A 12339-nucleotide genomic window follows, 5' to 3' on the forward strand; every position below is an offset into this window, starting at 1 on the left:
AGGAGTATAGTTTAAAGGTAGAACAGAGGTCTCCAAAACCTCCGGTGTGGGTTCAATTCCTACTACTCCTGCCAATAATAATATTATGGCAGGTGCTTAACAGTTCGAATGAACCAGTTTAGCCATATCTTAAATCTTTTTTACAACCTATTATGCGGGTGTAGTTTAATGGTAAAACCTCAGCCTTCCAAGCTGATGTCGTGAGTTCGATTCTCATCACCCGCTCCAATATGGGCCTATAGCTCAGCTGGTTAGAGCGCACGCCTGATAAGCGTGAGGTCGATGGTTCGAGTCCATTTAGGCCCACCATATAATACATACTTTTTTGTTCCGCAGTAGCTCAGTGGTAGAGCAATCGGCTGTTAACCGATCGGTCGTAGGTTCGAGTCCTACCTGCGGAGCCATTTTTTTATCTATTTAAAATACTGAATATTCAAACATATTAATGTGTACCTATAGTTGTTTTGATAGAACTACGGATTTTTAAGTCAATATAAGTGTTTAAATCCATTAATCGTTATTTGTTAGACTTATGTCTAGTTAGCTAAACCGAAAATATTCCTTTAATAATATAATAGAGAGGTTTAGTGAGCATTAATCGATGAAAAGATTAATGCTCCTTTTATTGTGGAATTAACTGAAGCATCTAGTAGAAGAAATGTGAAAAAGGTTAACTTTGTGTAAGGACATTAATCAGTGCAGGCAGGCATCTAATTACTAGATGTTTTTTTATTTTAAATAAGTAGTTGATGTTAACAAGGCTGTCTAGATCATACATCTATTTTGCCAATGATACCTTCATTTCTGATGGAAATGCTCAAGTAAAAAAAGGTTCCACAACTTCAAAAAGATGGTTACTATATGAAGTGGTGTTTGTGGACACACAAAAAACATACGAATAGCTTAAGTTATTAATAAACAGTCGTATGAAATAAAGGAGTAGAACATGAGAAAACGCGGTATTACCGTTAAATTATTTGCTGTAACAGCTTTATTCTTTTTGGTGTTTTACGCCATGATTATGATATTTCAATTGTCATTATTTGATCGTTTCTATCAGCATCATAAAACGAAAGAAGCAGCAAATCGCATACATCAATTAGCAGAAGGTTATGAGGAAAACTCCTGGAGCGAAGCGGAACTGACAAAACAGACTTTATCTTACATGAGGAAGTCCAAAAGTCCGTTGACGATTGTGGACGAAGAAGGTTTTCAGTTAGTTCAGGATCCGTTTAATATTATGCTGGAAACAGGAGATGGAAATGTAGTAGAAGTATCGCTGTCCTTACTAGTCTCGTCTTACGGACAACAGTTACAAGCATTGAATATCAAAGAGGGAGATACATTGATTGTTCGAGGAGAACCAGATGCTAAGGTTCCTACGGTCATTTATCCATCTGTTATTACAAAGAATTCGTCAAGTGCAGGGGAAGATCCAATCGAGAATGAAGTGGCTATTGAAGGAAAGGTAAAAAGCATTTCGCTGCCTAAGGGTGGAATGATTAATAGAGGACTAGGAATACTCTATGATGCGTTGTTGGAATGGTTCCCGCTTGAGGAGGAACAGTTAAAGCAGCTTACTGAAGGGGAAAGTCTGCAGTTGGATTGGGTGGAATCATGGAGTGGAAAACATAATTTAGTACTAATTGAGCCAATTAAGAAAGATGGAGAAATGCAATTTATGTTCTCTGTCACATCTATTCAGGAAATTAAAGATACCAATGAAGCACTTCGAATATTTTATATATATATCGGCATTATTGGCTTTATTCTCATCATTTTGTTGTCGCTATTCTATTCCCGTCTTGTCAGCAGACCATTGATTAAATTGAATGAAATGGCAAAAAAAATGGTGCATCTAGACTTCTCATCGGCGAAGCCGATTAAGCAGAAGGATGAGCTTGGGAGCCTTTCGAACAATATGCTTGTTATGGCACAGAATTTAGATGTTGCATTAAATGACTTGAAACAAGCTAATGGAAAGCTAAAACGTGATATGGAAAGACGTGTGCAGATGGAAAAGGAGCAGCGCGAGTTCTTCGAGCATGCGTCCCATGAACTGAAGACGCCGCTCAGCATTGTCAAAAGCTTCGCTGAGGGGCTGCAGGATGGTGTTAGTCCGGATAAGCATGACCACTATGTAGAAGTGATCATTGAGGAGTCAGAAAAGATGGAAGTGCTTATTAAAGATATGCTCGATTTGGCTAAGTTGGAGAACGGTGCGATTAAACTAAGAAAAACATCTTTTTTGCTTAGTGAAATGATTGAGGTATTGGCCTCTAAATTATTCTGTATTGCACAAGAGAAAAATGTTGTCATTGAAATCATGCCGAAGAATGAACAGCATATTTTGGCGGATTATGAGTGGATGGAACGAGTAATGCAAAATCTTCTTATTAATGCGGTTCGGCACAGTGAGCCTAATTCTGTTATTGTGATTCGAATTGAATTGGATCAGGAAAATGGCGGTTGTGTGTTCAAAATTGAGAATAAAGGCCAGCAAATACCAAGTGAGCATCTGGATAATATTTGGAAAAGGTTCTATAGGACTGAATCTTCGCGAAGCCGAATGACAGGTGGTACAGGCTTAGGGTTGGCGATTGTCCAGCAAATACTTAACTTGCATGGATTTCATTATGGTGCGGAAAACATGCCAGACGGTGTACGTTTCTATGTTCATTTCAAATAATGGTAATAATTTCCTATTAGGACACATGAAAGACATATAACCTTGTTAATATCTATAAATTGGAAGGAAGATTCACGATGGGGAAGAAAGTATTGCTTGTCGAGGATGAAGTGAGAATTCGAGAAGTTGTAGCTGATTACTTCAAAAAGGACGGTTGGGAAGTGTATGAAACGGATAATGGCAGCAGTGCGATAGATTGGTTTGATGCCATTTATCCGGATTTAGTCATTCTCGATATCATGATGCCGCAAATGGATGGATTTGCTGTCACCAAGCAGGTACGAATGAGTTCTGGTGTACCGATTATTCTGCTGACAGCGAAATCCAGTGACGATGATAAAATTCATGGCTTTGAACTTGGGGCCGATGATTATGTTACGAAGCCATTCAGCCCAAAAGTATTAGTAGCACGTGCTAATTCTTTAATGAAACGGGCAAACGAACATTACTTGCCGACTGGTCATATGCTAAGCTTCGGTGAAGCAATCGTTAATACGAAGTCCCATCAGCTTCAGCTCGGGGGCCAACAGGTCGAATTGACGCCAAAAGAATATGAATTATTGGTGTTCTTGCTTCAGCATAAAAATAATGTCCTTTCACGGGAAACAATTTTGAATCACGTATGGGGATTTGACTTCGATGGTGATAGTCGAGTTGTGGATACACATATAAAAAAGCTAAGAGCTAAATTAAGCTTTGAATCACATCATATCCGGACTGTTATTGGAACCGGCTATAAATTTGAATAAAAGAAAGGAGAGAGAAGATGAATAAGCTTAAACAGCTGTATATGCACACTGGCGTCCGGTTTGCTTTACATACTTGTTTTTATTTGGCTATCCTCGTTACCTTGTTTTTGATGTACGGCTTCCATACGGCCAATACTGGCAACTATATTTATAATGATTTCTAAATGGAGAAGATAATAAAATGAAACTTTTAACTCGTATTGCACAGCATGCGGAAAGAAAACCGGAGCATATTGCATATCGTACAGAGGATCAGGTGCTGACCTATGGGATGCTTTGGGACAAATCGAGGAGACTAGCAAGCTTATTACATGCCATTCAGCTCGAGCGGCAGACGCCAATTGTTGTGTATGGCCATATGGCAACTGATATGCCGGTAGCGTTCCTTTCCTGTGTGCAGGCTGGATACCCTTATATACCGGTAGATACATCCATTCCAATGGAACGGGTGCGTCTTATCGTCGAAAAATCTGGTGCTGGATTAGTAATTAATACAACAGATAGCAAGCTGGATTTTGATAGTGTTGCAGTTTTACATATGCTAAACCTGGAATTGGAACAAGAAGAGCTTATTGGCGATGAGTACTGGGTCCATCTTGAAGAAGTTTTTTACACCATTTATACTTCCGGCAGTACAGGAAATCCGAAAGGTGTTCAAATAACTGCAGCAAATCTGCAATCTTTTACCGATTGGATGACAGGTGACTTTCCATTAGATGAAGGAAAAGTATTCTTGAATCAGGCGCCTTTTTCATTCGATTTGTCTGTGATGGACTTTTATCCAGCGTTACAGAGCGGAGGCTCCATTCATGCGCTAGAGAAAGATGTAAGCAATAAGCCGAAGCTTTTGTTTGAGAACTTGAGCCGCTCTGCCTTGCAAGTGTGGACATCGACACCATCCTTCGTGCAAATGTGTTTTCCAAATCCAGATTTTAATGACAAGATGCTTCCAGAGCTTGAAGTATTTCTTTTCTGTGGAGAAGTACTGCCGCTAGCTGTGGCCAAGGAGCTGAAAGCACGTTTCCCAAAAGCAAGGATTTTTAATACCTATGGGCCAACAGAAGCAACAGTGGCTGTGACGTCTATCGAGATTACAGAAGAATTGCTTGCGAAAGAGAAGGCTCTGCCAGTTGGCTACCCAAAATCTGATATGCGTATTTTCGTTGTGGATGAATTGGATAATCCGTTGCCAGAAGGGGAAAAAGGGGAGCTAATTCTTGCTGGGCCAAGTGTGTCAAAAGGCTATCTAGGTGAGCCGCTACTGACAGAAAATGCATTCGGCATGATTAACGGAATGAATGCCTATCGTACCGGAGATGCCGGCATTATTCAAGACGGGTTGGTGTACTGCCAAGGCAGAATGGATTTTCAGATCAAGCTTCATGGCTACCGGATGGAGCTGGAAGAGATTGAGTTCCACCTTAATCAGTCTGATTTTATTAAGGCTGCGATTATTATTCCTTATGCACCAAACGAAGAAATTGAATACTTGATTGCGGCAGTTGTGCCGGCGGACCATGATTTTGATAAGGAATACAAACTGACAGCTGCAATCCGCAAAGATCTTGCTCTGCGCTTGCCAGCATATATGATTCCGCGTAAGTTCTCGTATCATACTTCTATTCCAATGACGATAAATGGAAAAGCAGACCGCAAGAAAATGAAGGAAGAGGTATTCGCATGACCCCGTATAGCTCGTTCCTTTTCTTTATTATTCTAGGTATCTTGCTTCTGCCGACAATGATACTCGGCATAATGGGCAAGCGCCTGCGTTATTATAATGTTTTTGTCTCAATTGTTGTATTGGCTATTATATTTTCAGGAGGGAACGCGGGCTTTTTCTCATTAGTAGTCTTCACCATCCTTCAAGTTATATTGGTCAAAGGCTATATTTCGTATCGACAGACAAAGAATAGCAGCCTCGTATTCTATGTAATAAGTTTTTTATCCATCCTGCCTTTAATTTTATCCAAGATTTTACCGATTTTGGCAGTGGATAATTGGGCTAGTTTTCTAGGTATCTCTTATCTGACATTCCGAGCTGTCCAAATTATTATTGAAACAAGAGATGGTTTGATTAAGCAGCAGCTCTCGATTTTTAAGCTTGTTAATTTTATGCTGTTTTACCCGACAATTTCCTCGGGTCCTATTGACCGCTTCCGCAGATTCCAGAAGGATGAAGAAAAGCACTGGAAACCGGAGGAGTACAAAGAGCTGCTATATAAAGGGATCAACAAAATCTTCCTTGGGTTTTTGTATAAATTTATAATCGGCTATTGCATTAATACGTACTTCATTATGAATCTAGATTATATAGCAGATGGTAAGTTTTCATATCACCTGTTGTACATGTACAGCTATAGCTTGTACCTATTCTTCGACTTTGCCGGCTATACGGCATTTGCAGTCGGAGTCAGTTATATAATGGGTATCCGGTCACCGGAGAACTTTAATAAACCATTTATCAGCCGCAACATCAAGGATTTCTGGAACCGATGGCATATGTCACTGTCGTTCTGGTTCCGTGATTATGTGTTCATGCGCTTTGTCTTCCTCATAAGGAAGAAAAAATGGATACAAAACAAAATGCTCGTTTCGAATTTAGGTTATATCCTGCTGTTCCTGCTGATGGGAGCATGGCATGGATTAGAAATTCAGTACATCATTTATGGAGCATATCATGCCATGATGATGACCGGATTTAATTTCTTCGAGACTTGGAATAAAAAACATAAACGCTGGCCAACAGGAAAAGCAATGACAATGGTGTCTATCATCATCACTTTCCATGTCGTTTGCTTCGGTTTTTATCTGTTTTCCGGCAAACCATTTCAATAAAAGGGGATATATAAATGAATTTTAAAGAAGAAGTACTACAAGTTATTGCAGAAGTTTGTCAAGATGATGTTGTGAAAGAAGAGCTTGATTTGGATTTATTCGATTCAGGACTAATTGATTCTTTTGGAACAGTAGAATTACTAGTTAAATTCCAGGATCAGCTTGATATTAATGTACCAATTACGGAGTTCGACCGAGATACATGGAATACACCAAATGCTATCGTTGACCGTCTGAATGAGTTGAAATAATGAAGAAAAAGTATTTGTTTGGACCAATCATTCTTGCATTGGTCCTGTTTGTCGGGGTTGTATTCGTACCCGTATCATGGCTGGCTAAGTTAGTTCCTGCTGATCGCTTGGAGGAATCGGCTATCAGTCTGGAGCCAAATATGTTCCAAGGAACCTATTTACAAAGTGAAATGCTCAAACATTCAAAGTATGTTCCGATTTATGGTTCTTCAGAATTATCGCGCTGGGATCCATTCCATCCATCAAATTATTTTGAAACGAACGCAGCTCCCTTCACACCTTATTTAGTAGGAAAAGGCGGAATGACCTCTATTATTCACGACTTAAACTTTGCCACCCATGCCGCTCGATTGAAGAACAAGCAAATGGTCATCATCGTATCACCGCAATGGTTTGTAAAGCATGGTACAGACGAGCAGCATTTTGCACCAAACTATTCCTCTCTGCAAGCATACGAGCTTCCTTTCAATAAGGAAGTGGACGAGCAGGTGAAACGAAAATTGATGCAACGCCTGATGACGTATAATGCAGTCAAGAATGATACCATCCTTTATCAGCTTTATGACGCTTATCTGAATGATAAAAAGATTAAGTTTAATATTTTATCAGTTCCTGCAAAGACCTATCTTTCCGTACTGAAGAAAAAGGATTTGTACTTCACACTTCTGAATGATTCAACCACTAATAGGCATCAATCAGCTGAAGTCAAGGACAAAACATGGGAAGAATTGCAAACACAAGCTGATTCTTATGGAGAAGAACGAACACAGCAGTCCGAATTTTATATTGATGACAAAGTATATAATCATAAGAAGCACTCCATCAAGGAAATGAAAGGAAAAAATAAAGGCCGTTCCTATGCAGAATCACCAGAATACGATGATTTCCAGCTGATGCTTGATATACTCAAGCAATCTCGCGCCGAACCGCTTTTTGTCATTATCCCGGTTAATGGCGCTTACTATGATTACACAGGCTTTCCCGAAAAAGGCCGGCAAGACTATTACACTCGTATAAAGACACAAATAAATGATAGCGGATTTACTTACGCCGATTACTCTGACTATGAATACGAGCCTTATTTTATGCGTGACACAATTCATATCGGCTGGAAAGGCTGGGTATATTTAGATGAGGATATGCAGAAATTCCTTGAATAGCAGGAAGGGACGATTCACCTAATGGTGGGTCGTTTTTTTGCTATGAACAGTCTCGATTTTGCTAATAAGTAAAATTTACTACCAATAAATATTAAAAAATATCATAAGAAAATTATCCACAGAATTATCACTTTACTCAACAAAAACATCCCATTATTGATATTCCATTATATTCTTAAAGCTGCCAAGTGGTAGATTTTTTATTTATTGTTAATAAAATGGCGGCATATCTTATTAAATGAAGATAAACTTTCTTGTGTCGCAAACATGGCAGCATTCCTGTAATAAGTGAAAATGCGATTTGAATGAAAAAAGACCTCTTGATAAGATAAATATGTCCAAAGCTGGCGCGCTAAAAGAACAAAACATCTACTCGGAGGTCTCACTATGAATTATAACCAAAATCATAAAATAGCTCAAATTACACCTAAGACTTTAGTAATTGGAATTGATATCGCGAAACATCATCATGTAGCTAGAGCACAGGATGATCGTGGAATGGAGCTAGGTTCCACTTGCTTTTTTGATAATACACAAGAAGGATTTAAGACATTTATTAATTAGATAGTCAAATAAAAGAGTCATGCGGAATATAGTCTGTCATTACTGGGATGGAGCCTACAGGCCATTATTGTTTTCCCTGGTATACCATGTGCTACTTCATCGTTAACAGAAATACATGTATACCCAGGAAAACCATACATATATTGGGCCCTGAAATGGCCCTGTGCCCTTGGAGTAATTTTCCTGCCATGTCATCAAGCTCTTTTGTCGTAATACCAGGAACGGTACTTTTAATTAATTCCTCTCTAATTAGACTAACAATTTTTCCAATTTATTTTAAACCCTTTAATATCTTGTTCATTTTTAACAATCATCTAATGTCTCCTAGTTTGGTTATCTCGAATATTTATTGTGCTTATATGATAATAAGCGGTAAATAGATACCACCTTACTCTTGTGTCGCTATGAGGATATGGCGTAATTGAGGCAGGTTTATGACATAAGCAAGTATCATTACAGATAACAATATTATCTGTAATGATACTTGCTTTTAATTAATTCAAAATCATTACAGATTTAATTGTTATAATATGACCTAAATAGGGTTGACATAATTTACTTTGTGTTTAAAATGTAACTTGCTTATTCAGTGTGTGCGACAGCCTTGACTTCAATCAATTGCTCTGGGAATGCCAGGTAAGTCACGCCGATGAGGCTGCCAGCTGGTCTGTGTTGTTCTAGATATTCCTTGAACAGACTGATGACAGGCTCGGAGTGCTCTTGCGGATTTGTTAGAAAGATTTCCACATAAGCGAGGTTGGACTTCGTGACACCAAATTCCTCCAATACTCGATCGAGGTTCTCAAATGTTTGTCGCGTCTGAGCTTCAATATTCTCCTTGCCAATGAACATACCATCCTTATCGTGGGAAAATTGACCAGAAATATAGATAGTACTGTTGACGCTGTATCCTTGTGTAATGCCGTGATCCCATAGGTCGTGATTGTAGGTTTTAATATTAGTCATTTTTTCTCTCCTTTATTTCAAAGTAAGGTAAGTATAAAATGAAAACAAAGAAAAAAATAGTACGCACTATTTAGATAGCTACTACCAGAAAGGATAGTGTCAAATATGAGTATGGCTGATTTTAAAGAAAAGGGAAATATCCAAGAGACACCTTTCGGATATACATTGTCTGTTGTTGGAGGGAAATGGAAAATGTTAATTCTGTATCTCCTTTCGGAAAATCAACCCGTTCGCTTTAATGAGATGAAAAGAAGATTAGGTACTATCACCTTTAAAACATTGAGTTCACAACTGAAAGATTTGGAAGCAGATGGGATGGTTAGACGAAAAGAATATCCTCAAATCCCTCCTAAAGTGGAATACAGTCTTACACATAAAGGAGAAACGCTATTACCTGTTTTAGAACAGTTATGTGAATGGGGAGAAAAAAACCGTGATAATTAACTTCTTTTGTATAGTTAATGGGAACCCATTTGGAAACAGAGTGAGACTAATTGAGTATCTTACATTTTAGAACAGAAAACAGTTACCTAATTGGGTAGCTGTTTTCTGTTCTAAAAGTCGTACCAGCAACCCTGTAGTCGAGACAATCTTCTTCGAATTATTATGCCCTCATCCCAGTGCAACATAAAACACCCTAACATATAAGGTGTTAAAAGTTGTATTCCTTATTATGAAGCCTCTTCTGGTGGTACGATTTCGAATTCACCTTCTGCATACTCTTGCTCTGCATAATGGCCTCCCCATTGGCAGAGCTCCTGCAAGATAGGTTTAAGAGATTCTCCAAGTTCAGTGGATGAATATTCAACCTTCGGCGGTACTTGATTATACATCTTTCTGCTCACGAGTCCACTGGCTTCAAGCTCTCTAAGTGTTTGAATCAGCATTTTCTGAGTTATATTTGGGACAATGCGCTTTAATTCACTTGTTCTCTTTGGTCCATTCATTAAAAAGTATAATACAAGACCTTTCCACTTTCCGCCAATAACTTCCTTTGTCACTTCAAAACCACAACTAAATTTTTTCATGTCTAAACCTCTCCATTCCACATTAATTACTTTTTAGTTACTATATCACAAAAAAGTGGGTACTTCCGATAATGTGCTTACTGAAGGATACTATATCTTGTAAGTTGTTCTTCAAGTACTTAAAGGTATTAGACTTAAAATAAAATTCTTAAGGAGTGTTAAGTATGGGTAAATTTGAGGGTAAAATAGCGCTTGTAACGGGCGGAACAAGTGGGATTGGTCTTGCTACTGCACAAAAGTTTGTAGACGAAGGTGCATATGTTTATATAACAGGACGCAGACAAAACGAACTTGATAAAGCTGTTAACCAAATTGGCAAGAACGTAACCGGTGTTCAAGGGGATATTTCTAAGCTTGAAGACTTAGACAAACTATATGACATTATAAAGCAGGAAAAAGGTAAGTTGGACATTCTTTTTGCTAATGCAGGCACCGGCAACTTCCTTCCATTAGGCGAAATTACGGAAGAGCAGGTTGATAGAACGTTCGACATTAACGTTAAAGGAACCATCTTTACTGTTCAAAAAGCATTATCGCTTTTCCCGAACAAAAAAGGTTCTATTATTGTAACGGGCTCTACTGCTGGATCAATTGGAAACCCAGCGTTTAGTGTATATGGAGCATCTAAAGCAGCATTAAGAGCATTAGTTCGCAACTGGATTCTTGACCTAAAAGGTACTGAAATCCGTGTAAATGTGGTTAGTCCAGGAGGTATTCTTACACCTGCATACGATGAGCTTTTTGGTGATGCACTTGAAGAAGTAATGGAAAATAGTAGAAATACTGTTCCAGCTGGAAAAGTTGGGACACCAGAAGAAGTAGCAAACGCTGTATCTTTCCTTGCTTCAGAAGACGAAAGCAGTTACTTGACGGGTGTTGAATTGTTCGTAGATGGTGGGCTAGCACAGGTTTAATTTAACGTCGCAGAAATTACAAATAGTCCCGGAAAAAGGTTAATGGGGCTTTACTTAAAGAAGTCAAATAAAAAAGTCGTTTTCCTCTAAGGACTGGGAATTCGACTTTTTTACGTTTGAATTTGCTTAACGTTGTAAATCCGCATTTTTCTGACGATCCCCTAAATGGTGTAAAAAGGATAAGTTTTTTAAGAAATGTACTTAAGCTATCGGGGGTATTAATGCTCTATTAACTATAGCGCTAACGGGGCAGCATTCCTGTAATAAATGAAAACTTGTCTATGGAAAAACATGGAAGGGTAGCTAAATAATCAATGTAAAAAGGAGGTTAGAATGTTCTAATCTCCTTTTCTATTAACCATTTTTTCTGCTATTAGTTTAAAATCTTTTTCGCTTATTTCTATATGACCATATCGAAAGGAATAACCCCAGTATTTTGTATTTTTAATAAATGACAGTTTTGAAATTAGTGGTTTAATGGGTGTTTCAATGCTAGGAATAAAATCAATATTTCTTCGGAAAGGTACAAAATCATTTCCCATATTCACCTGAAAAACATCTTCATCAATAATTTTTCCTATAGCAGTAAATTTTTGATGAGGAGCACTTTCTTTATAATTAACCTTGGGAGAGTAATAAATTATCCAATCACCAGTGCTCATCTTTCTTAAAGGCGCTTGTTTGCCATGACAAAGCTGAGCGAATCCACCTTGGACTGCATTTAAAACATGATCACGAGAAGCAACACCAATCCAGTACCTTTTTTCATGATGCATTAGAGTTAGCATCCACAATTATCAGATGGATTAACATTTAGAGGAGCATCTGAGACAGGAAAATTCATTTCTTTCCACGCAGCTATCCCACCAGACAACTCTTTTACTTTGTAACCACGCTCTAACAAAAATACTGCTACTTTAGCTGCTGTATTACACCAGACATCCCAACAGTAAACAATAATTTCTTTATTTTTAGGAATTTCATGTATTCGCTCTTGCAACTCTTGTTGAGGAATAATATTAGCATTTTTTATTGTTAGACTTCTTACATGTTCAGGACCGTTTCTTACATCAATTAAGAAGTATCTTTCTGGATCGACTTGTGCCGATCTTAAATAATCCATAGGACTAACAGTTGCTTCCAGACGTGCTTTAAAATAATCGAGTGCATTCATAAATAA

The 12339-nt window shown here is 38.2% G+C and carries 14 protein-coding genes and 4 tRNA genes; 14 read left to right on the forward strand and 4 right to left on the reverse strand.

What is annotated here, in order from left to right:
* The 12 genes from ACLIJJ_RS24910 (at nt 1) to ACLIJJ_RS24965 (ending at nt 8251) form a co-directional block, all read left to right on the forward strand.
* Nucleotides 1-74, forward strand: a tRNA-Trp gene (locus ACLIJJ_RS24910).
* Between the two features lie 80 nt (nt 75-154).
* Nucleotides 155-228 (forward strand) — tRNA-Gly (locus ACLIJJ_RS24915).
* 4 nt (nt 229-232) lie between these two features.
* A tRNA-Ile gene (locus ACLIJJ_RS24920) sits at nt 233-309 on the forward strand.
* Nucleotides 310-329: 20 nt separating this feature from the next.
* A tRNA-Asn gene (locus tag ACLIJJ_RS24925) sits at nt 330-404 on the forward strand.
* Nucleotides 405-946: 542 nt separating this feature from the next.
* A complete protein-coding gene (locus tag ACLIJJ_RS24930; RefSeq protein WP_233318032.1) occupies nt 947-2689 on the forward strand; it encodes a sensor histidine kinase in 1743 nt (580 codons plus the stop codon).
* 77 nt (nt 2690-2766) lie between these two features.
* A complete protein-coding gene (locus ACLIJJ_RS24935; RefSeq protein WP_233318029.1) occupies nt 2767-3438 on the forward strand; it encodes a response regulator transcription factor in 672 nt (223 codons plus the stop codon).
* Between the two features lie 17 nt (nt 3439-3455).
* The gene (locus ACLIJJ_RS24940; RefSeq protein ID WP_233318026.1) at nt 3456-3602 is read left to right on the forward strand and encodes a teichoic acid D-Ala incorporation-associated protein DltX; all 147 of its coding nucleotides are present in this window, start codon (nt 3456-3458) and stop codon (nt 3600-3602) included.
* A gap of 17 nt (nt 3603-3619) precedes the next feature.
* Nucleotides 3620-5122, forward strand: coding sequence for a D-alanine--poly(phosphoribitol) ligase subunit DltA (gene dltA / locus ACLIJJ_RS24945; protein WP_411411848.1), 1503 nt, complete (start codon nt 3620-3622; stop codon nt 5120-5122).
* Nucleotides 5119-6276: a D-alanyl-lipoteichoic acid biosynthesis protein DltB gene (dltB, locus tag ACLIJJ_RS24950; protein WP_411411849.1), complete on the forward strand. Its 1158-nt coding sequence runs from the start codon at nt 5119-5121 to the stop codon at nt 6274-6276. The genes dltA and dltB overlap by 4 nt, the downstream gene beginning before the upstream one ends.
* 14 nt (nt 6277-6290) lie before the next feature.
* A complete protein-coding gene (gene dltC / locus ACLIJJ_RS24955; protein ID WP_237943517.1) occupies nt 6291-6527 on the forward strand; it encodes a D-alanine--poly(phosphoribitol) ligase subunit DltC in 237 nt (78 codons plus the stop codon).
* A complete protein-coding gene (gene dltD, locus ACLIJJ_RS24960; RefSeq protein ID WP_411411850.1) occupies nt 6527-7687 on the forward strand; it encodes a D-alanyl-lipoteichoic acid biosynthesis protein DltD in 1161 nt (386 codons plus the stop codon). The genes dltC and dltD overlap by 1 nt, the downstream gene beginning before the upstream one ends.
* A 387-nt stretch (nt 7688-8074) precedes the next feature.
* Nucleotides 8075-8251 carry an IS110 family transposase gene (locus ACLIJJ_RS24965; RefSeq protein WP_237943520.1) on the forward strand — a complete coding sequence of 59 codons (177 nt, stop codon included), beginning with the start codon at nt 8075-8077 and terminating at the stop codon, nt 8249-8251.
* Nucleotides 8252-8833: 582 nt separating this feature from the next.
* On the opposite strand, the gene ACLIJJ_RS24970 is transcribed toward ACLIJJ_RS24965, so the two are convergent.
* Nucleotides 8834-9217 carry a RidA family protein gene (locus ACLIJJ_RS24970; RefSeq protein WP_237943522.1) on the reverse strand — a complete coding sequence of 128 codons (384 nt, stop codon included), beginning with the start codon at nt 9215-9217 and terminating at the stop codon, nt 8834-8836.
* Nucleotides 9218-9322: 105 nt separating this feature from the next.
* Between ACLIJJ_RS24970 and ACLIJJ_RS24975 the strand changes: the two genes are divergently transcribed.
* Complete coding sequence (locus ACLIJJ_RS24975; RefSeq protein ID WP_233318003.1) at nt 9323-9661, forward strand: winged helix-turn-helix transcriptional regulator; 339 nt, start codon at nt 9323-9325, stop codon at nt 9659-9661.
* 227 nt (nt 9662-9888) lie between these two features.
* Here ACLIJJ_RS24975 and ACLIJJ_RS24980 read toward each other — a convergent pair whose 3' ends face one another.
* A complete protein-coding gene (locus tag ACLIJJ_RS24980; protein ID WP_237943526.1) occupies nt 9889-10245 on the reverse strand; it encodes a winged helix-turn-helix transcriptional regulator in 357 nt (118 codons plus the stop codon).
* Between the two features lie 164 nt (nt 10246-10409).
* Here ACLIJJ_RS24980 and ACLIJJ_RS24985 point away from each other — a divergent pair, with 164 nt between their 5' ends.
* On the forward strand, nt 10410-11159 hold the full coding sequence (locus ACLIJJ_RS24985; protein ID WP_237943529.1) for an SDR family NAD(P)-dependent oxidoreductase: 750 nt from the start codon (nt 10410-10412) through the stop codon (nt 11157-11159).
* Nucleotides 11160-11497: 338 nt separating this feature from the next.
* Here the strand turns inward: ACLIJJ_RS24985 and ACLIJJ_RS24990 are convergent, their stop codons facing one another.
* Both ACLIJJ_RS24990 and ACLIJJ_RS24995 read right to left on the reverse strand, forming a co-directional pair.
* A complete protein-coding gene (locus ACLIJJ_RS24990) occupies nt 11498-11935 on the reverse strand; it encodes an EVE domain-containing protein (RefSeq protein WP_233317998.1) in 438 nt (145 codons plus the stop codon).
* 5 nt (nt 11936-11940) lie between these two features.
* Entirely contained in the window at nt 11941-12333 is a 393-nt protein-coding gene (locus ACLIJJ_RS24995) for a rhodanese-like domain-containing protein (protein ID WP_233317995.1), read from the reverse strand.
* Nucleotides 12334-12339 lie beyond the last annotated feature (6 nt).

Source organism: Niallia laureatilytica, from assembly GCF_046613985.1.
In the GTDB taxonomy this organism is placed as follows: domain Bacteria; phylum Bacillota; class Bacilli; order Bacillales; family Cytobacillaceae; genus Niallia.